Raw genomic sequence first — 18,147 nt, forward strand, 5'->3', positions numbered from 1 at the left:
CGGTCCACCCCTTGCCTTCAACCGACTAGATATGGCTGCCCTCTCACTTCGCAACGTCATCAAGCGCTACGGCCACGGCCCGAAAGCCAACCAGGTCATTCACGGCGTGAGCGCCGAGATCCCCGACCACGAGTTCGTCGTCATCGTCGGCCCCTCGGGCTGCGGCAAGTCGACCCTGCTGCGCATGGTCGCGGGGCTGGAAGAAATCAGCGCCGGCGAGATCCGCATCGGCGACCGCGTGGTCAACAACCTCGAGCCCTCCGAGCGGGACATCGCGATGGTGTTCCAGAACTACGCGCTCTACCCGCACATGACGGTGTTCGACAACATGGCCTATGGCCTGAAGATCGCCAAGGTGCCGGTGCCTGAGATCAAGACCCGGGTCGACAAGGCGGCCGGCATCCTCGAGCTCGGCCACCTGCTCACGCGCAAGCCGCGCGAGCTCTCGGGCGGCCAGCGCCAGCGCGTCGCCATGGGCCGCGCGATCGTGCGCCAGCCGAAGGTCTTCCTGTTCGACGAGCCGCTGTCGAACCTGGACGCCAAGCTGCGCGCCCAGACCCGCCTCGAGATACAGAAACTGCACCGCGAGCTCGGCATCACCTCGCTGTTCGTCACCCACGACCAGGTCGAGGCCATGACCTTGGCCGAGCGGATCATCGTGATGAACGGCGGCGTGATGGACCAGTTCGCCACCCCCGAAGAGGTCTATTCGCGGCCTGCGACCACCTTCGTCGCCAGCTTCATCGGCTCGCCGCCGATGAACCTGCTGCGGCACGCGCCGGGTGTGCGTCCCGGCATGATCCTCGGCATCCGGCCCGAGCACCTGAGCCTCGACGCCAACGGCTGGTCGGTGCAGGTCGAGCATGTCGAGTTGCTGGGCGCCGAGCGCCTGATCTACGGCCGCATCGGCGAGGAACCGCTGATCATGCGGGTCGACGAAGGCCAGGCGCCGCCGGTCGCCGGCGACACCGTCAAGATCGCGGCCCGCCAGGACAAGCTGCACTGGTTCGACGCCGGCTCCGGAAAACGAAGCCCATGACCGACTGGCCCTACCCGCGCTGGATCGCCCATCGCGGTGCCGGCAAGCTGGCGCCGGAAAACACGCTGGCGGCGTTCCGTCTCGGCGCCGAGCATGGCTTCCGGATGTTCGAATGCGACGCCAAGCTGAGCGCCGACGGCGTGCCCTTCCTGCTGCACGACGCGACGCTCGAGCGCACCAGCAACGGGCGCGGGGTCGCCGGCGAGCTGCCGTGGGCGGCGCTGTCGCAGCTCGATGGCGGTGGCTGGCACTCGCGGCGCTACGCCGGCGAGCCACTGGCCAGCCTCGAGGGCCTGATCCGCTTCTGCCAAGCCAACCGCCACGCGCTCAACATCGAGATCAAGCCGACACCGGGCACCGAGCGCCGCACCGGCGAGGTCGTCGCCAACCACGCGGCGCGGCTCTGGACCGACGCTACCCAGCCTCCGCCCTTCCTGACCTCCTTCGCCCCGGACGCCCTGCGCGGCGCCCTCGCCGCCCAGCCGGGACTGCCGCGCGGCCTGCTGCTGGACACGCTGCCCGCGGGCTGGCTAGCCACCGCGCTCGCGCTCGGCTGCGTCGCGGTCGTCTGCAACTACGCGCTCTGGGACGCCGCGACCGTGGCGCAGGTGCATGCCGCCGGCCTTCGTGCGTTGAGCTACACCGTCAACGACGAATGGGCGGCCGAACGGCTGCTCGCGCTCGGCACCGATGGCATCATCACCGACCGCGTCGATCGATTCAGTCCGGCCTGAATGCCGGCCCGGCGCCGGCCTGAGCGCGCCCTCGGCCGACATCGATCCGGTCCGCCGGCTTTTATGATGAAGCCCATGCGCTGGCTCCTCCGTCTCCCGGCCCTCCTGCTGGCTGTCGCGCTGTGCGGCGGCGGCGCCTGGGCACAAGCCCCCGCCGCGCCCGATGCCGCCCCCACGGTGGCTGCCCTGCGCAGCCAGCTCGAAGCGATCCCGTCTTCGGTGGAGACCAGCGCCGACGTGCGCGGCGTGGTCGAGCAGCTCAACGCCATCAGCACCGCGACCGACAAGTTCATCGCCGCGCGCACCGGCGAGCTGAACGATATGAACGCCCGGCTCGGCGAGCTCGGCAACGCGCCCGCCGCGGGCACCACCGAAAACCCCGACATCACCCGCCGCCGGGCGGCGCTGACCCGGGACCGCAATGCGCTGGATGCCAATATCCGGCTGGCGCGGCTGGTGTCGGTGGATGCGCAGCAACGCGCCAACGACCTGCTGAACAAGCGGCGTGCCCTGTTCGAGGCCCAGCTGACCGAACGCGCGCCCTCGCCGCTCGGGCGGGAGTTCTGGGAGGACATCGCCGACGCCTGGTCCGGCGACGTCGCGCGGCTCGAGAGGCTCGGCGCCGAGTTCGAGAGCGGCTTCGAGGCCGCGCGCAGCCCGGACAACGCCGCCCCGGTGCTGGGCACGCTGGCCGCCGCCTTGCTGCTGGCACTGCTGGGCAACTGGCTGGCCGAGCGGGCGCTGGCCCGGTTCGCCGCGAGCTACCTGCCGCCCGGGCGCCTGCGGCGCTCGCTGTTGGTGATCGCGATAGTGACCACCAACATGGTGCTGGTCGGAGTGGCCGCGCAAGGCGCGTTCTCGGTGTTCGACAACCACGGCGTCTGGGGCCCGCAGACCCGCAAGCTGGCGCAGAGCGTGGTCCAGTCCAGCATCTTCATCGCTTTCGTGGTCGGGCTCGGGCGCGCGCTGCTGTCCAACGGGCGTCCCTCGTGGCGGTTGCCGCCGATCTCCGACCCGATGGCGGAACGGCTCGCGCCCTTCCCCTGGGTCATGGCGCTGGTGGCGATAGTTGTCTGGGCGCCGACCCAGATCAACGCCGTCGTCGAGGCCAGCTTCGCCGCGGTCGTCGCCACCCACGTGATGACGGCCCTGATCCTGACCGCCATGATCGGCGCGATGCTGCTGCGCCTGCACGGCGCGCCGGTGGCCGAGCCGCCCGCGGCGGCGCCGCCGAAGGAAGCCCCGCCGGGCCCGGCGCCGGCCGTCGTCGCGCCCGAGCCCCCCAAGGGCAGCCTCGACGAGCGGCCCATGTGGGTCGGCGTGCTGCTCGCGGCGGTCACGCTGATCTTGATCGGGATCTGGGTGCTGGTGGCGACCGGCTATGTCGCGATGGCGAGCTTCTTGGCCAGCCAGCTCACCTGGGCCGGCATCGTGGCCGCGGCCTTCTACGTGCTGTTCAAGTTCGCCGACGACCTCTTCGTGGCGGTGGTGTCGTCGCGCAGCAATTTCGGCCAGCGGCTTCAATTGAGCTTCGGCCTGGAACCGCGCACGCTCGACCAGGCGGCGGTGGTGCTCTCCGGCCTGAGCCGCGTGATCCTGTTCTTCTACATGGTGATCGCGCTCGCCACGCCACTGGGGACCAGCCCCGGCGAGGTCTACCAGCGCAGCGGCAAGTTCGGCGGCGGGATCAAGATCGGCGAGATCCAACTGGTGCCCAGCGCGATCATCAGCGCCGTCACGGTGCTGGTGGTCGGCTTCATCGCGCTGCGGGTGGTCAAGCGCTGGCTCGAACAGCAATTCCTGCCGCATACCGGGCTCGAGCCCGGTATGCAGAGTTCGATCACCACCCTGCTCGGCTACGTCGGCGGCATCCTGGTGGTCGCCTTCGGACTCTCGGCGCTGGGCATCGGCATCGAGCGCATCGCCTGGGTGGCGAGCGCGCTGTCGGTCGGCATCGGCTTCGGGTTGCAGGCCATCGTGCAGAACTTCATCTCGGGCCTGATCCTGCTGGCCGAGCGGCCGGTCAAGGTCGGCGACTGGGTGGTGCTGGGCAATGCCGAGGGCGACGTGCGCCGCATCAACGTGCGCGCCACCGAGATCCAGCTGGGGGATCGCTCCACCATGATCGTGCCGAACTCCGAGTTCATCACCAAGACCGTGCGCAACATGACCCTCGCCAACGCCGAGGGACGGGTGTTGATTCGGCTGCCGATGCCGCTCACGACCCACGCGACGCGGGCCCGGGAAGTCATGCTGGCGGCGTTCGCCGAGCACCCCGGCGTGCTGGCGAGTCCCGCCCCCTCGGTCACGCTCGAGGGCGTGGAGGTGGGATTCCTGATCTTCCAGGCGGTCGCCTACGTGCAAAGCCCGCGGCTGGCCGGCGGCGTGCGCAGCGACGTTCTGTTCGCCATGCTCGACGGTTTGCGCGCGGCCGAACTGCCGATGGCGGCCTATCCGGGGGCGCCCCCTTATCCGGGTGGACCGCCCGCGCCGGCGACCGTGGTGCCGCCACCGCCGCCCGTTCTGCCGGGTATGGCGACCTAGGAACGGCGCCAGCTGCCGGCCAGCAGCCACTGGCTGGAGGCACAGGCCAGCACCAGGGCCGCGTAAGTCGCCATCTTGCCGTCGCGGCCGAAAAAGACCAGCCCGCCTGCCAGCACGGCCACCCCCACTATAAAATTGATAGCGCCCTGACGCCACCAGGCCATGGCTCCAGCCGCTTTTCGCATCGTCAACCGACCCAGCAGCGCCGAAAGGAAGCCGACCGCAAAGGCCGGTGCGACGAAATTCAGCAGGTGATTGAAAAGGTCCAGCGGTGCCATGTCAGGGGGTCGCCGATCAGTTTGCGGCCTTTTTTCAGGCCGCGGGTGGTCTGGGCCTTGCCCATTTTATAATCAGCTGCTATGTCAGTCTGGGCCCTCGGCTTGAACCACACGACCGCGCCGCTCGACCTGCGCGGTCGTTTCGCGTTCGCCATCGACCAGATCGCCCCGACACTGCACAGCCTGCGCCACTCCTTCGGCTCGAACCGCCATCCCGGCGTCGAGGCCGCGATCATCTCGACCTGCAACCGCACCGAGATCTATTGCGCCGCCGACCAGGTCGCGCTCGAGCACACGGTCGACTGGCTGGCCCACAGCGGCGGCGTCTCGCCGGCCCTGCTTCGCTCGCACGCCTACACCCTGCACGACGACCACGCCGCGCGCCACGCCTTCCGGGTCGCGAGCGGGCTCGATTCGATGGTGCTCGGCGAGCCCCAGATCCTCGGCCAGATGAAAGACGCCGTGCGTGCCGCCGAGACCGCCGGCGCCCTCGGCAGCACCCTGAACCAGCTGTTCCAGCGCTCCTTCGCGGTCGCCAAGGAGGTGCGCACCGCGACCGAGATCGGCGCCCATTCGATCAGCATGGCCGCCGCCGCCGTACGCCTGGCCGGCCAGCTGTTCGAAGACCTGCGGCACACGCGCGTGCTTTTCATCGGCGCCGGCGAGATGATCGACCTGGCGGCGACCCACTTCGCGGCCCGCCAGCCCAAATCCATCGTGATCGCCAACCGCACTCTGGAACGCGGCGAAAAGCTGGCCTCGCGCTTCGGCGGCGAGGCGATGCGGCTGGCCGACCTGCCGGCCCGGCTGGCCGAGTTCGACATCGTCGTGAGCTGCACCGCCAGCACGCTGCCGCTGATCGGCCTGGGCGCGGTCGAGCGCGCGCTCAAGGTGCGCCGGCACCGCCCGATGTTCATGGTCGACCTGGCGGTGCCGCGCGACATCGAACCCGAAGTGAAGGCACTCGAGGACGTCTATCTCTACACGGTGGACGACCTGGCGCAGGTGGTGCAGCAGGGCCACGCCAACCGGCAGGCCGCCGTGGCGCAGGCCGAGGTCATCATCGATGCCGGCGTGCAGAGCTTCATGCACTGGCTCGACCAGCGCGGCACGGTGCCGCTGATCCGCCAGCTCAACGCCCAGACCGACGAATGGCGCGCCGCCGAACTGGCCCGCGCGCGCAAGCTGCTGGCCCGGGGCGAAGACGTCGATGCGGTGCTCGAAGCCCTGTCGCGCGGCCTGACGCAGAAGATGCTGCACGGGGCGATGGCCGAGCTGCACGCCGGCGATGCCGCGGCCCGCGAGCAGACGGCAGAGACGATCTCGCGCCTGTTCCTGCGCAACGAACCGCGCAAAGAGCGTTAGCGACGCTGGCCGTCCCGGCGGCGCCGCCTGCCGCCACGCCCGCCGCCGCGCACCGGCCGCGCCCCCTCTCATTCGCAACGCCCCTTCTCGTGAAACCCTTCCTGCGTCACCAACTCGAGCGCTACGCGCAACGCCTCGGCGAACTCGACTTCCTGCTTTCGCGCGAGGACATCATGTCCGACATGGCGCAGTACCGGACCATCTCGCGCGAGCATGCCGAGGTGACGCAGGTGGCCGGCCGCTACAGCCGCTACCTGCAGCGCGAGGCCGACCTGGCCAGCGCCCGCGAGATGCTCGACGAGCCCGAGATGGCCGAGATGGCGCAGGAGGAGATCTCCGCGGCCGAGGCCGAGCTGCTGCAGCTCGACGCCGAACTGCAGCGCCTGCTGTTGCCCAAGGACCCGGACGACGCCCGCAACGCCTTCCTGGAGATCCGTGCCGGTACCGGCGGCGACGAATCGGCGCTGTTCGCCGGCGACCTGCTGCGCATGTACACGCGCTACGCCGAGCGCGCCGGCTGGCGCTGCGAGATCGTCAGCGAGAGCGAGAGCGAGCTCGGCGGCTACAAGGAAGTCGTGATCCGGATCGTCGGCGACGACGTGTTCGGCAAGCTGCGCTTCGAATCCGGCGGCCACCGGGTGCAGCGCGTGCCGGCGACGGAAACGCAGGGCCGCATCCACACCAGCGCCTGCACGGTGGCCGTGCTGGCCGAGCCCGACGAGGCCCAGGCGGTGCAGATCAACCCGGCCGACCTTCGCATCGACACCTACCGCGCCAGCGGCGCCGGCGGCCAGCACATCAACAAGACCGATTCGGCGGTGCGCATCACCCACATCCCGACCGGCATCGTGGCCGAATGCCAGGACGACCGCAGCCAGCACCGCAACAAGGCCAAGGCGCTGCAGGTGCTGTCGGCGCGGATCCAGGAAAAGGACCGCAGCGAGCGCGCGGCCAAGGACGCCGCCATGCGCAAGGGCCTGATCGGCACCGGCGACCGCTCCGACCGCATCCGCACCTACAACTTCCCGCAAGGCCGGCTCACCGACCACCGCATCAACCTCACGCTCTACAAGCTGCAGGCGATCATGGAAGGAGACCTCGGCGACGTGCTGGCAGCCCTGCAGGCGGCACGCGAGGCCGAGCAGCTGGCCGAACTCGAAGCCAGTCTGCCGGCGTGACCGCTTCGCCCGAACACCGGCCCTCGACCCCGGCGCAGATGCTGGCCGCGGCGGCCGCGCTGGGCGTCGAGCGGCTCGACGCCCAGTTGCTGCTGCTGCATGCGCTGGGCCGTGCCGCCGGCGAGCGCGCCTGGCTGCTGGCGCATGACACCGACCCGCTGCCGGACGCCGCCTGGCAGGCCTTCGAGCGGCTGTGCGAGCGCCGCCTCGCCGGCGAGCCGGTGGCCTACCTGGTCGGCGAGAAGGAGTTCCACGGCCTGGGCCTGCAGGTCGACGCCCGGGTGCTGGTGCCGCGTCCCGACACCGAGACCCTGGTCGAATGGGCGCTGCAATGCCTGGACGGCCGGCCGGCCCCGGCCGTGCTCGACCTCGGCACCGGCAGCGGCGCGATCGCCCTGGCGATCCAGCATGCGCGGCCCGACGCCCGGGTGGCCGCGGTCGATGCCAGCGCCGACGCCCTGGCCGTGGCCCGCGCCAATGCGACGAGGCTCGGCCTGCCAGTGCGCTTCGCCCAGGCCGACTGGCTGGACGGCGCCGACCGCGGGCTGGACCTGATCGTCTCGAACCCCCCCTACATCGTGGCCGGCGACCCGCACCTGGCCGCCCTGCGCCACGAGCCGCTGCGGGCGCTGGTCTCCGGGGCCGACGGGCTGGACGACATCCGCCGCATCGTCCGGGCGGCGCCCGAGCACCTGGCCGAGGGCGGCTGGCTGCTGCTCGAACACGGCTGGGACCAGGCCGGCGCGGTTCGGCAGCTGCTGGCCGCAGGCGGCTTCGCCGGGGTCCAAAGCCGCAACGATCTCGCCGGCATCGCGCGCTGCTCGGGCGGAATCCGGCGCACAGTGAAATAATCCGCCCAATCCAATTTCCAGGAGTTCCCCATGTCCGATACCCAGCAACGCATCGACGATCTCGTCAAGAGCAACGACCTCGTGCTCTTCATGAAGGGCAATGCCAGTTTTCCGATGTGCGGTTTCTCGGGCCGCGCGATCCAGATCCTCAAGGCCGTGGGTGTCGACACCCGCACGCTCAAGACCGTCAACGTGCTGGACGACGCCGAAGTGCGCCAGGGCATCAAGGAATACAGCAACTGGCCGACCATCCCCCAGCTCTACGTCAAGGGCGAATTCGTCGGCGGCTCTGACATCCTGATGGAAATGTACGAGTCGGGCGAGCTGCAGCAGATGCTCAACGGCAGTCCGGCCTGAGCCTCCCCACGGCGATGAGCCACGACCACGCCGATCACGGACACGCCGAGCCGGCGTGGAAGCACGACGGCGTGCGCGTGATCCCCGGCAACCAGCTCGACACCAACACTGCCCAGACGCCGGGCATGAACCGGGCCGCCGCGATCAACTTCGCGCGCGTCGGGGCCCAGAAGCTCTGGGCCGGCACCGTCACCATCCACGCCAACGCCAAGACCGGCGCCCACCATCACGGCCATCTCGAATCCGTGATCTACGTGGTGCGCGGCCGGGCCCGCATGCGCTGGGGCGAGCAGCTCGAATTCACGGCCGAGGCCGGCCCGGGCGACTTCATCTACGTGCCGCCCTACGTGCCGCACCAGGAAATCAACGCCAGCGAGACCGAGGCGCTCGAATGCGTGCTGTGCCGCAGCGACGGCCAGGCGGTGGCGGTCAACCTCGACATCGAGCCGGCCGAAAAGCCCGAATCGGTGCTGTGGGTCGACCCGACCCATCCGCACGGCGGCGTGTGACCGCAGCGCGACAGATCCCCAAAACAGGGCAAAGCGAGAAAACGTAGACATCCGGCGAACCCGGGCACGGCTTATGCTGTCCAAAGAGTGTTCGAAACCGGAGGTGTCCATGGATTCCCGCAGTCTCGTCCCCGCATCGCCGTCGTTCCAGCTGCCGGTCGCCAACCTGCGCAGCGTGTTCCAGACGCACGATGTCGAACGCAAGCTCGCCAAGCTCCCCGAGCGCGAGCACGAACACCTTCGCACCACTTACGAGCGCATGCTCGAGCGCGGTCCCGACCGGTTCCAGGTCAAGCCGAGCGGCGTGCCCGAGATGGCATCGCTCTACGCCCAATTGCCCAATTTCACCGAAGTCCTCGACGACGTGCGGCGCCATGTCGCCCTGGCGCAGGACAGCCGCGACGGCCTCGAGGTCACGCCGATGCTGCTGCTCGGCGCGCCCGGCATCGGCAAGACCCATTTCGCGAAGAAGCTGGCCGATCTGCTGGGCACCGGGATGTCACTGGTGCCGATGAACTCCATGACCGCGGGCTGGCTGCTCTCGGGCGCCTCCTCGCAGTGGAAGGGTTCCAAGCCCGGAAAGGTGTTCGAGGCGCTGGTCGAGGGCCAGTACGCCAATCCGGTGATGGTGGTCGACGAGATCGACAAGGCCGGCAGCGACAGCCAGTACGACCCCCTGGGCGCGCTCTACAACCTGCTCGAACACGACACCGCCCACGCTTTCGTCGACGAATTCGCCGAGGTGGCCATCGACGCCAGCCAGGTGATCTGGATCACGACCGCGAACGACGCGCGCGGCATCCCGGAACCCATCCTCAATCGCATGAACGTGTTCGAGATCGAATCGCCCTCGCCCGAGGCGGCTCGCCAGATCGCGCGCCAGCTCTACGACGCGATCCGCGGCGACCACGACTGGGGCCGGCTGCTGGCCGTGGAGCCCGCACCGGACGTGCTCGACCAGCTCGCCACGCTGGCGCCGCGCGAGATGCGGCGCGCCCTCATGACCGGCTTCGGCAATGCCCGCCTGGCCGGGCGCGACGAGGTCCGGGTCGACGACCTGCCCCGGATCAACGCGGCGAGAAGCCGGATCGGCTTCGTCCAATAACGGGGCCGCTGCCGGTCATGGCACCATGGCGGTCTTCATCGACCGCACCATGACCCTGACTCAGAGCCTCCTGACCATCGTCGCGCTGATCGCGACCAGCGCCTTCTTCTCGCTGGCCGAGATCTCGCTGGCAGCCTCGCGCCGACTGCGGCTGCGCCAGATGGCCGACGAAGGCGATGCGCGCGCCGAACGGGTGATGCGCGTCCAGGAACAGCCGGGCCACTACTTCACCGTGGTGCAGATCGGCCTGAACGCGGTCGCGATCCTCGGCGGCGTCGTCGGCGAGGGCGCGCTGAGTCCCTATTTCGCCCGCCTGTTCGGACTCTGGCTCAGCGTCGACGCGGCGCAGACCGCCGCCTTCCTGGCCTCCTTCATCACCATCATCTCGGTCTTCCTGGTGTTCGCCGACCTGTTCCCGAAGCGCCTGGGCATGAGCAGCCCTGAACTGCTGGCGGTGCGCATGGTCGGGCCGATGCAGGTGCTGATCACCGCTTTCAAGCCGCTGGTCTGGCTGTTCACGGTCACGACCGACCTGCTCTTCAAGCTGCTGGGCATGCCGCTCGCGCGCGACGAGAAGATCACCTCGGCCGACATCCTCGCGATGACCGAGGCCGGCGCCCGGGCCGGCGTGCTCGCGGTGCGCGAGCAGCAGGTGATCGCCAACGTGTTCGAGCTCGACACCCGGCTGGTCAGCAGCGTGATGACGTCGCGCGACCGCATCGCCTGGTTCCTGCGCGACGACCCCGAATCGGTGCTGCGCGCGCGCATCGTCGCCGAGCCCTTCTCTGCCTACCCGGTGTGCGAGCGCGACATCGACCACGTGCTCGGCTACGTCGACGCCAAGGACATGTTCCAGCGCGTACTGAGCGGCCAGCCGCTGTCCTTCGACCATGGCCTGCCGCTGCACAAGTCGCTGGTGATTCCCGACCGGCTCTCGCTGACCGAAGTGCTCGAGCAGTTCCAGCAAGCTCACGAGGACTTCGCGATCATCGTCAACGAATACAGCCTGGTGGTCGGCGTCATCACGCTCAACGACGTCATGAGCACCGTGATGGGCGACCTGGTCGGTGCCCAGGACGAGGAGCAGCAGATCGTCAGGCGCGACGAGAACTCCTGGCTGATCGACGGCGTGACGCCGATCCAGGACGTGCAGCGCGCGCTTGACATCGAGAGCCTGCCGCACGACGACGAGTACGAGACCCTGGCCGGCTTCCTGATGGTCATGCTGCGCCGGGTGCCCAAGCGCACCGACAGCGTCAGCTGGGCCGGCTACACCTTCGAGGTGATGGATGTCGACAGCCACCGCATCGACCAGGTGATGGTGACGAAAATTTGACTCGCCCCCAGGTTGCCCGGCACTTCGTGTCCGGGCGCCCACCCCCCTACCGAGGGCAACGCCAGCGGCCCGGCAAAGCCGGTTCCGCTGTGTTTCACCAACGGGCCCCGGCTGCGCCGGCCGCAAAAGACAGACGCCGTGCTTGCTTGCGGGGCGGCGCGCAGCGCACGCCTGTTCGTGGGCAGTCGCGGAACCGGCTTTGCCGGGCCGCTGGTGGGAGGGCGACACGAAGTGAGCCCGACCTGGGGGCGAGCTAATCCTCCCGGTCCTTGAAGGCCCACACGCGCTGGTTGGCGAACACCGCATCCGGATACGGAGAGCGCCCGCGGCTGCCGTTGTAGCGCCCCAGCGTCATGAACAGGTCGCCCTTTTCGCGGTCGAGGTAGTGGCGCAGGATCACGCAGCCGAAGCGCAGGTTGGTCTGCATGTGGAAAAGCTTGGACGGATCGCTGTCGCCGATCACGCGGGTCCAGAAGGGCATGACCTGCATGTAGCCCCGGGCGCCGGCGCTCGAGACCGCGAACTTGCGGAAGTTGCTCTCGACCTGGACCAGCCCCAGCACCAGGCTGACATCGAGCCCGGAACGGCGGGATTCATACCAGACGGTCTGCAGGAACTCCTTGCGCGTCGGCCAGTCGGTCAGCTTCTTCTTGAGCCGCTCGCTCATGGCGCCGAGCCAGCGCAGGTAGGCCATGCGCGCTTCGGTGTCGCCGAATTCCGGGATCGGCGGCGCCTTGTTCTGGATCGCCGAGCTCAGCGCGGTGCGTACCGAGTCGATCAGCGGCTCCTCGATCTGCGCCCCGGCCAGGGCACTCTGCGGCAACGCCAGCGAGAGCGCACCCGCGGCCGCGCCGCCGAGGCACAGACGCCGGGAAAGGCCGGGCGCTTTCAAGGCCGTCGACTCAGGCCGCCGCGAGGCGGCCCGCGATGAAGTCGGCGATGCCGGCCGCCGGCACTTTGGTCGCCGCCGTGTCGCGGCGGTGCTGGTACTCCAGCTGGCCTTCCTTGAGGCCGCGGTCGGAGATCACGACCCGGTGCGGCACGCCGATCAGCTCCCAGTCGGCGAACATCGCGCCGGGCCGCTCGCCGCGGTCGTCGAGCAGCACGTCGACGCCGGCCGCCAGCAGCTGCTCGTAGAGCGCTTCGGCCGCGGTCTTGACCTCGGCGCTGCGGTCCATGCCGATCGGGCAGACCACCACGGTGAACGGCGCGATCGCGTCCGGCCAGATGATCCCGCGCTCGTCGTTGTTCTGCTCGATCGCCGCCGCCGGCAGCCGAGTGATACCGATGCCGTAGCAGCCCATCTCGAGGAACTGCGGCTTGCCGGCCTCGTCGAGGAAGGTGGCGTTCATCGGCTTGCTGTACTTGGTGCCGAGCACGAACACATGGCCGACCTCGATGCCGCGCTCGATCGCGAGCAGGCCGCGGCCGTCGGGCGACGCGTCGCCGGCCACCACGTTGCGCAGGTCGGCCACCGCATCGGGCTCGGGCAGGTCGCGCCCCCAGTTGACGCCGGTCAGGTGGAAGTCGACTTCATTGGCGCCGCAGATCCAGTCGGCCATCACCGCGACTTCGCGGTCGGCGACGATCTTGACCGGCTGCCTGGGGTTCAGCGGGCCCAGGTAGCCCGGCTTGCAGCCGAAGTGGTCTTCGATCTCGGTCACGGTGGCGAAGCGGAAGCCTTGGTCGAGCCCCGGCACCTTGCTCACCTTGATCTCGTTCATGTCGTGGTCGCCGCGCAAGAGCAGCAGCCAGACCGTCACCTTCCGGACGTTGCCGGCGTCGTCCAGCTCCTCGGTGGCCAGCACCAGCGACTTCACGGTGGTCGCCAGCGGCACGCCGAGCAGCGCCGCGACGTCCTCGCAGGTCGCCTTGCCGGGCGTCGGCGTCTTCGTGAGCGCATCTGCGGCCGCAGGACGCGGGCCGGCGGGCGCCAGCGCCTCGGCCTTTTCCATGTTGGCGGCGTAGTCGCTGTCGGGGCAGTAGACGATCGCATCCTCGCCGGTCGCGGCGATCACCTGGAACTCCTGGCTGACGTCGCCGCCGATGGCACCGCTGTCGGCCGCCACGGCGCGGTAGCGCAGCCCGAAGCGGTCGAAGGCCCGCCGGTAGGCGTCCGACATGATCTTGTAGCTGGCCTTGGCGCCGTCGAGGTCGCGGTCGAAGCTGTAGGCGTCCTTCATGATGAACTCGCGCCCGCGCATCAGGCCGAAGCGCGGCCGGCGCTCGTCCCGGAACTTGGTCTGGATCTGGTAGAAGTTCTTCGGCAGCTGCTTGTAGCTGCGGATCTCCTGGCGCGCGATGTCGGTCACGACCTCCTCGCTGGTCGGCTGGATCACGAAATCGCGGTCATGCCGGTCCTTGATGCGCAGCAGCTCGGGGCCGTAACCCTGGAAGCGCCCGGCCTCCTGCCAGATCTCGGCCGGCTGCACCACCGGCATCGCCAGCTCGACTGCACCGGCCCGGTTCATTTCCTCGCGCACGATGGCCTCGACCTTGCGGATCACGCGCAGGCCCATGGGCATGTAGGTGTAGATGCCGGTGCCCAGCTTCTTGATCATGCCGGCGCGCATCATGAGGCGGTGGCTGGCGACCTCCGCATCGGCGGGCGCTTCCTTGAGGGTGGAGATAAAGAATCGGGAAGCTTTCATCGGTCTCGCAGGGGGCTGGAACGGGTGGTCGGGAGGGCAGGTCCTGGGGGGTCCTGGAACCGGTCGCTTGCCGTGCGCAACCCGGCATGCATAATCGACTCAGTTCAAAAAATTGGGGTTTGATTATGCTCGACCGGGACGGCTTCAGGCCCAACGTCGGCATCATCCTGCTCAACCAGAGAAACCAGGTTTTCTGGGGCAAACGCATTCGCACCCATTCCTGGCAGTTTCCGCAAGGCGGCATCGATCGCGGCGAAAGTCCCGAGCAGGCCATGTTCCGGGAACTGCACGAGGAAGTAGGTCTCCATCCGGAGCATGTGCGGATCGTCGCCCGTACCCGCGACTGGTTGCGCTACGAGGTGCCGGATCGGTTCATCCGCCGAGACGCACGAGGCCATTACAAGGGCCAGAAGCAGATCTGGTATTTGCTGCAGCTGACCGGTCACGACTGGGATCTGAACCTGCGCGCCACCGACCACCCGGAGTTCGACGCCTGGCGCTGGCACGACTACTGGGTGCCGCTCGACGTCGTGGTCGAGTTCAAGCGCGGCGTCTACGAGATGGCGCTGACCGAACTCGCCCGCTACCTGCCTCGGCAGGATTTCCGCAACCGCTTCCTGCGCAGCAATGTGCGGGCCCGTGAATTCGAGCGCCATCCGCCCGGCCCGGGCCACGAACCGACCTTCGAGCTGCCGCCCGGCGCCAGCTTCGATCCCAACCCGAATGCCAATCTTGCCAACGATCCCGCCTCGACGAACGACCCGTCCCACTTTCCCCGCTAGCCGCGCCGGCCGCGCGCTGCTGCTGGCCTGCGCGCTGGGCGCCGCCGGCCTGACCCAGGCTCAGGTGTTCGGCGATGTCGACTGGAAGGAAACCGAGGCGCCGCCGCCGCCGGCGTTCGACCTGAACAAGCTGGTCCCGATCACCATGCCGCCCTACATGACGCTGAAGTTCGGCGTCGATCCGGCGACCATCAAGATCACCGGCGACGGCGTGGTCCGCTACGTGGTGGTGGCAACCCACAAGGAGGGCGGCGCGCTCAACGCCTACTACGAGGGGCTTCGCTGCGCCACGGCCGAATACAAGAGCTACGCGCGCTTCACCAACGGCGCCTGGGACCCGACGCCGGCGCCCGAATGGAAGCGCCTGAGCGAACGCAACTCGATCTACACCAAGGCGCTGGCGGCGCAGGCCCTGTGCCGCGGTGATGCCCCGCGGGGCTCGGTCGGCGAGATGATCCGGGTGCTGAAGGCGCCGGTGCGCGAAGTCGAGTAACTGGCGCCCCGCGGGCGCTCAGCCCTGCAGCAGCACCATGTTGTCGCGGTGCACCATCTCCGGCTCGGCCGCATAGCCCAGCAGGCGCTCGAACTCCGACGAGGGCTTGCGGCACAGCATCCGCGCCTCGGCGCTCGAATAATTCGCCAGTCCGCGCCCGAGTTCGACGCCCTGGGCATCGCGGATGGCGATCACGTCGCCGCGCGAGAACTCGCCTTCCACCCCCGTCATGCCGATCGGCAACAGGCTCTTGCCCTCGCCGCGGACCTTGGCCGCCGCGCCGGCATCGACCAGGACCGCGCCGCGCAGCTGCAGATGGTCGGCCATCCAGCGCTTGCGCGCCTGGTGCTTGGCGGTCTGGGCGACCAGCAGGGTGCCGATCGCCTCGCCGCGCGCCAGGCGCAGCAGGGCGTCGGGCTCGCGGCCCCAGGCGATCACGGTCGAGGCGCCGGAACCCGCCGCGCGCTTGGCCGCCAGGATCTTGGTGATCATGCCGCCGCGCCCGATGCTGCTGCCGGCGCCGCCGGCCATGGCTTCGAGCTCGGGGTCGCCGGCGGCCGCCTCGTCGACAAAACGGGCAGCCGGATCCTTGCGCGGGTCGGCCGTGAACAGGCCCTTCTGGTCGGTCAGGATCACCAGCGCATCGGCCTCGACCAGGTTGGCGACCAGCGCGCCCAGCGTGTCGTTGTCGCCGAACTTGATCTCGTCCGTGACCACCGTGTCGTTCTCGTTGATGACAGGCACCACGCCCAGCGCCAGCAGGGTCACCAGGGTCGAGCGCGCATTGAGGTAGCGCTCGCGATCGGCCAGGTCGGCGTGGGTCAGCAGCACCTGGGCGCTGCCCATGCCGTTCTCGCGCAGCTTGGTCTCGTAGACCTGCGCCAGGCCCATCTGGCCGACGGCGGCGGCGGCCTGCAGTTCGTGGATCTCGTGCGGGCGGGTGCGCCAGCCGAGGCGCTTCATGCCTTCGGCGATCGCGCCGCTCGACACCATCACGACCTCTCGGCCGTCACGCACCAGCGCCGCCAGCTGCCGGCACCATTCGCCGATGGCAGCTTCGTCGAGCCCGCGCCCCTCGTTGGTCACGAGGCTGGAGCCCACCTTGACGACGATGCGGCGCGCGTCGCGCAAGACGGTGGAGCCGGAAGTCGAACTCATGGCTGGAGATCGGGGAAGCGTGGATCGACTTCGACCGGCGGCTGCTCGGCCACCTGCTGCGCCTTGACGTGCTGGTAGATCGCCTGCACCAGCGGCTCGCAGCCTTCGCGCGTGAGCGCGGAGATCTCGAACACCGGCCCCTTGAAGCGCAGCCGCTTGACGAAATCCTTGACCTTCGCGGCCCGCTCGTCGTCGGCCACCATGTCGAGCTTGTTCAGCACCAGCCAGCGCGGCTTCTCGTACAGCGCCTTGTCATATTTCTTGAGCTCGCCGACGATCGCCTTGGCCTGGGCGACCGGGTCCACGCCCTCGTCGAAGGGGGCCAGGTCGATCACGTGCAGCAGCAGGCGGGTGCGCTGCAGGTGGCGCAGGAACAGATGGCCCAGGCCCGCGCCTTCGGAGGCGCCTTCGATCAGGCCCGGCAGGTCGGCGACCACGAAGCTCTGCTCCGGCCCGACGCGCACCACGCCCAGGTTCGGGTGCAGGGTCGTGAACGGGTAGTCGGCGATCCGCGGACGCGCGTTGGAGATGGCGCTGATCAAGGTCGACTTGCCGGCGTTCGGCATGCCCAGCAGGCCGACGTCGGCCAGCACCTTGAGTTCGAGCTTGAGGTTTTTCTTTTCGCCCGGCCAGCCGGGTGTCTTCTGCCGCGGCGCACGGTTGATGGCGCTCTTGAAGCGCATGTTGCCGAAACCGCCGTCACCGCCCTTGGCGATCGTGATGACCTCGCCGGGCGTCAGCAGTTCGTAGAGCACCTCGCCGGTCTCGGCGTCCGAGATGATGGTGCCGACCGGCATCTTCAGCGTGATGTCCTCGCCGGCGGCGCCGAACATGTCGGAGCCCATGCCGTGCTGGCCGCGCTTGGCGTCGTGACGGCGCGAGAAGCGGAAGTCGACCAGCGTGTTCAGGTTCGAGTCGGCGACCGCGAACACATGGCCGCCGCGACCGCCGTCGCCGCCGTTCGGACCGCCGAACTCCTTGTACTTCTCATGGCGGAACGACACGCAGCCGTTGCCGCCGTCGCCAGCGGCGACGTCGATGAAGGCTTCGTCCACGAACTTCATGAGATGTCCAGTTCAGTCAGTCTACAAAATGAAAAAGCCCCGGCAAAGCGGGGCTCCGATCGGGTCGAAGTGACTGGCTTACGCCGGCGTCACGTTGACCGTGTGCTTGTTGAGCGCACCCTTGGTGCCGAAGGAAACAGTGCCTTCGACCAGGGCGAACAGCGTGTGGTCCTTGCCGATGCCGACGTTGACGCCGGGGTGGAACTGGGTACCGCGCTGGCGCACGATGATCGAGCCTGCGCTGATCAGTTCGCCGCCGAAGCGCTTCACGCCGAGCATCTTGGGCTTGGAATCGCGCCCGTTTCGCGTTGAGCCGCCGCCTTTTTTCTGTGCCATGGAATGTGCTCCTTAGCCGGCGATCGCGCCGATTTGCAGTTCAGTGAACTGCTGGCGATGGCCTTGACGTTTCTGATAGTGCTTGCGACGGCGCATCTTGAAGATGCGAACCTTGTCGTGCTTGCCGTGCGACAGGACCGTGACCGTCACCGTGGCGCCGGATACCAGGGGCGTACCGACCTTGATTTCGCTGCCGGTTCCGACTGCGAGCACCTGATCGATCACGATTTCCTGGCCCACGTCCGCAGCAATCTGTTCTACTTTAATTTTTTCGCCGGAAGCAACGCGATACTGCTTGCCGCCGGTTTTTATGACCGCGTACATTATTGACCTCTTGGGAAAAGATGGCTCCACGGCGAATTCCGTA

The 18,147-nt window shown here is 68.7% G+C and carries 19 protein-coding genes; 12 read left to right on the forward strand and 7 right to left on the reverse strand.

Annotated features, from left to right (window positions below):
• Positions 1–31: 31 nt before the first annotated feature.
• The 3 genes from ugpC to QZH52_RS01260 all read left to right on the forward strand — a co-directional run bounded on the left by ugpC (position 32) and on the right by QZH52_RS01260 (position 4,317).
• Positions 32–1,039 (forward strand): sn-glycerol-3-phosphate ABC transporter ATP-binding protein UgpC, encoded by a 1,008-nt coding sequence (gene ugpC / locus QZH52_RS01250; RefSeq protein WP_286536238.1) that lies wholly within the window; start codon positions 32–34, stop codon positions 1,037–1,039.
• A complete protein-coding gene (gene ugpQ, locus QZH52_RS01255; RefSeq protein WP_301802653.1) occupies positions 1,036–1,773 on the forward strand; it encodes a glycerophosphodiester phosphodiesterase in 738 nt (245 codons plus the stop codon). Before ugpC ends, ugpQ begins: the two co-directional genes overlap by 4 nt.
• A 75-nt stretch (positions 1,774–1,848) precedes the next feature.
• Positions 1,849–4,317 (forward strand): DUF3772 domain-containing protein, encoded by a 2,469-nt coding sequence (locus tag QZH52_RS01260; protein ID WP_301802654.1) that lies wholly within the window; start codon positions 1,849–1,851, stop codon positions 4,315–4,317.
• Here the strand turns inward: QZH52_RS01260 and QZH52_RS01265 are convergent.
• Entirely contained in the window at positions 4,314–4,595 is a 282-nt protein-coding gene (locus QZH52_RS01265) for a hypothetical protein (protein WP_301802656.1), read from the reverse strand. The genes QZH52_RS01260 and QZH52_RS01265 overlap by 4 nt on opposite strands.
• 81 nt (positions 4,596–4,676) lie before the next feature.
• Between QZH52_RS01265 and hemA the strand changes: the two genes are divergently transcribed.
• The 7 genes from hemA (at position 4,677) to paeA (ending at position 11,296) form a co-directional block, all read left to right on the forward strand.
• Positions 4,677–5,960, forward strand: coding sequence for a glutamyl-tRNA reductase (gene hemA, locus QZH52_RS01270; protein WP_301802657.1), 1,284 nt, complete (start codon positions 4,677–4,679; stop codon positions 5,958–5,960).
• A gap of 89 nt (positions 5,961–6,049) precedes the next feature.
• Entirely contained in the window at positions 6,050–7,138 is a 1,089-nt protein-coding gene (gene prfA, locus QZH52_RS01275; protein WP_301802658.1) for a peptide chain release factor 1, read from the forward strand.
• A 38-nt stretch (positions 7,139–7,176) separates the two neighbouring features.
• Positions 7,177–7,989: a peptide chain release factor N(5)-glutamine methyltransferase gene (prmC, locus tag QZH52_RS01280; protein WP_301803332.1), complete on the forward strand. Its 813-nt coding sequence runs from the start codon at positions 7,177–7,179 to the stop codon at positions 7,987–7,989.
• Positions 7,990–8,019: 30 nt separating this feature from the next.
• The gene (gene grxD / locus QZH52_RS01285) at positions 8,020–8,346 is read left to right on the forward strand and encodes a Grx4 family monothiol glutaredoxin (RefSeq protein WP_286504878.1); all 327 of its coding nucleotides are present in this window, start codon (positions 8,020–8,022) and stop codon (positions 8,344–8,346) included.
• Between the two features lie 14 nt (positions 8,347–8,360).
• The gene (locus QZH52_RS01290; protein ID WP_286523412.1) at positions 8,361–8,855 is read left to right on the forward strand and encodes a cupin domain-containing protein; all 495 of its coding nucleotides are present in this window, start codon (positions 8,361–8,363) and stop codon (positions 8,853–8,855) included.
• Positions 8,856–8,964: 109 nt separating this feature from the next.
• Positions 8,965–9,960 (forward strand): AAA family ATPase, encoded by a 996-nt coding sequence (locus QZH52_RS01295; protein WP_301802662.1) that lies wholly within the window; start codon positions 8,965–8,967, stop codon positions 9,958–9,960.
• Positions 9,961–10,009: 49 nt separating this feature from the next.
• Positions 10,010–11,296: a polyamine export protein PaeA gene (gene paeA, locus QZH52_RS01300; RefSeq protein ID WP_301802664.1), complete on the forward strand. Its 1,287-nt coding sequence runs from the start codon at positions 10,010–10,012 to the stop codon at positions 11,294–11,296.
• 253 nt (positions 11,297–11,549) lie between these two features.
• Here paeA and QZH52_RS01305 read toward each other — a convergent pair whose 3' ends face one another.
• The gene (locus QZH52_RS01305; RefSeq protein WP_436411522.1) at positions 11,550–12,188 is read right to left on the reverse strand and encodes a lytic transglycosylase domain-containing protein; all 639 of its coding nucleotides are present in this window, start codon (positions 12,186–12,188) and stop codon (positions 11,550–11,552) included.
• Positions 12,189–12,198: 10 nt separating this feature from the next.
• Positions 12,199–13,947 carry a proline--tRNA ligase gene (locus QZH52_RS01310; protein ID WP_301802668.1) on the reverse strand — a complete coding sequence of 583 codons (1,749 nt, stop codon included), beginning with the start codon at positions 13,945–13,947 and terminating at the stop codon, positions 12,199–12,201.
• A gap of 125 nt (positions 13,948–14,072) precedes the next feature.
• Between QZH52_RS01310 and QZH52_RS01315 the strand changes: the two genes are divergently transcribed.
• Entirely contained in the window at positions 14,073–14,729 is a 657-nt protein-coding gene (locus tag QZH52_RS01315) for an RNA pyrophosphohydrolase (RefSeq protein WP_301803337.1), read from the forward strand.
• Positions 14,671–15,222, forward strand: a complete 552-nt coding sequence (locus QZH52_RS01320) for a CNP1-like family protein (protein WP_301802671.1) — start codon at positions 14,671–14,673, stop codon at positions 15,220–15,222. The genes QZH52_RS01315 and QZH52_RS01320 overlap by 59 nt, the downstream gene beginning before the upstream one ends.
• A gap of 18 nt (positions 15,223–15,240) precedes the next feature.
• Here the strand turns inward: QZH52_RS01320 and proB are convergent, their stop codons facing one another.
• The 4 genes from proB to rplU all read right to left on the reverse strand — a co-directional run bounded on the left by proB (position 15,241) and on the right by rplU (position 18,104).
• Entirely contained in the window at positions 15,241–16,380 is a 1,140-nt protein-coding gene (proB, locus tag QZH52_RS01325) for a glutamate 5-kinase (RefSeq protein ID WP_286536254.1), read from the reverse strand.
• Positions 16,377–17,444, reverse strand: coding sequence for an Obg family GTPase CgtA (gene cgtA / locus QZH52_RS01330; protein ID WP_286536255.1), 1,068 nt, complete (start codon positions 17,442–17,444; stop codon positions 16,377–16,379). Before cgtA ends, proB begins: the two co-directional genes overlap by 4 nt.
• Before the next feature lie 78 nt (positions 17,445–17,522).
• Positions 17,523–17,780 carry a 50S ribosomal protein L27 gene (rpmA, locus tag QZH52_RS01335; RefSeq protein ID WP_286369136.1) on the reverse strand — a complete coding sequence of 86 codons (258 nt, stop codon included), beginning with the start codon at positions 17,778–17,780 and terminating at the stop codon, positions 17,523–17,525.
• A gap of 12 nt (positions 17,781–17,792) precedes the next feature.
• Positions 17,793–18,104, reverse strand: a complete 312-nt coding sequence (gene rplU, locus QZH52_RS01340; protein ID WP_286369298.1) for a 50S ribosomal protein L21 — start codon at positions 18,102–18,104, stop codon at positions 17,793–17,795.
• Positions 18,105–18,147 lie beyond the last annotated feature (43 nt).

It is taken from the genome of Variovorax ginsengisoli (assembly GCF_030486595.1).
Taxonomy (GTDB): domain Bacteria; phylum Pseudomonadota; class Gammaproteobacteria; order Burkholderiales; family Burkholderiaceae_C; genus Variovorax; species Variovorax ginsengisoli_B.

Excerpts from the sequence above, each read along its gene's own strand:
- cgtA (WP_286536255.1), bottom strand. The coding sequence starts at position 17,444 with ATGAAGTTCGTGGACGAAGCCTTCATCGACGTCGCCGCTGGCGACGGC.
- QZH52_RS01260 (WP_301802654.1), top strand. The coding sequence starts at position 1,849 with ATGCGCTGGCTCCTCCGTCTCCCGGCCCTCCTGCTGGCTGTCGCGCTG.
- ugpC (WP_286536238.1), top strand. The coding sequence starts at position 32 with ATGGCTGCCCTCTCACTTCGCAACGTCATCAAGCGCTACGGCCACGGC.
- QZH52_RS01265 (WP_301802656.1), bottom strand. The coding sequence starts at position 4,595 with ATGGCACCGCTGGACCTTTTCAATCACCTGCTGAATTTCGTCGCACCG.
- grxD (WP_286504878.1), top strand. The coding sequence starts at position 8,020 with ATGTCCGATACCCAGCAACGCATCGACGATCTCGTCAAGAGCAACGAC.
- QZH52_RS01295 (WP_301802662.1), top strand. The coding sequence starts at position 8,965 with ATGGATTCCCGCAGTCTCGTCCCCGCATCGCCGTCGTTCCAGCTGCCG.
- proB (WP_286536254.1), bottom strand. The coding sequence starts at position 16,380 with ATGAGTTCGACTTCCGGCTCCACCGTCTTGCGCGACGCGCGCCGCATC.
- hemA (WP_301802657.1), top strand. The coding sequence starts at position 4,677 with ATGTCAGTCTGGGCCCTCGGCTTGAACCACACGACCGCGCCGCTCGAC.
- rplU (WP_286369298.1), bottom strand. The coding sequence starts at position 18,104 with ATGTACGCGGTCATAAAAACCGGCGGCAAGCAGTATCGCGTTGCTTCC.
- ugpQ (WP_301802653.1), top strand. The coding sequence starts at position 1,036 with ATGACCGACTGGCCCTACCCGCGCTGGATCGCCCATCGCGGTGCCGGC.
- rpmA (WP_286369136.1), bottom strand. The coding sequence starts at position 17,780 with ATGGCACAGAAAAAAGGCGGCGGCTCAACGCGAAACGGGCGCGATTCC.
- QZH52_RS01315 (WP_301803337.1), top strand. The coding sequence starts at position 14,073 with ATGCTCGACCGGGACGGCTTCAGGCCCAACGTCGGCATCATCCTGCTC.
- QZH52_RS01290 (WP_286523412.1), top strand. The coding sequence starts at position 8,361 with ATGAGCCACGACCACGCCGATCACGGACACGCCGAGCCGGCGTGGAAG.
- prmC (WP_301803332.1), top strand. The coding sequence starts at position 7,177 with ATGCTGGCCGCGGCGGCCGCGCTGGGCGTCGAGCGGCTCGACGCCCAG.
- QZH52_RS01320 (WP_301802671.1), top strand. The coding sequence starts at position 14,671 with ATGCCAATCTTGCCAACGATCCCGCCTCGACGAACGACCCGTCCCACT.
- paeA (WP_301802664.1), top strand. The coding sequence starts at position 10,010 with ATGACCCTGACTCAGAGCCTCCTGACCATCGTCGCGCTGATCGCGACC.
- QZH52_RS01310 (WP_301802668.1), bottom strand. The coding sequence starts at position 13,947 with ATGAAAGCTTCCCGATTCTTTATCTCCACCCTCAAGGAAGCGCCCGCC.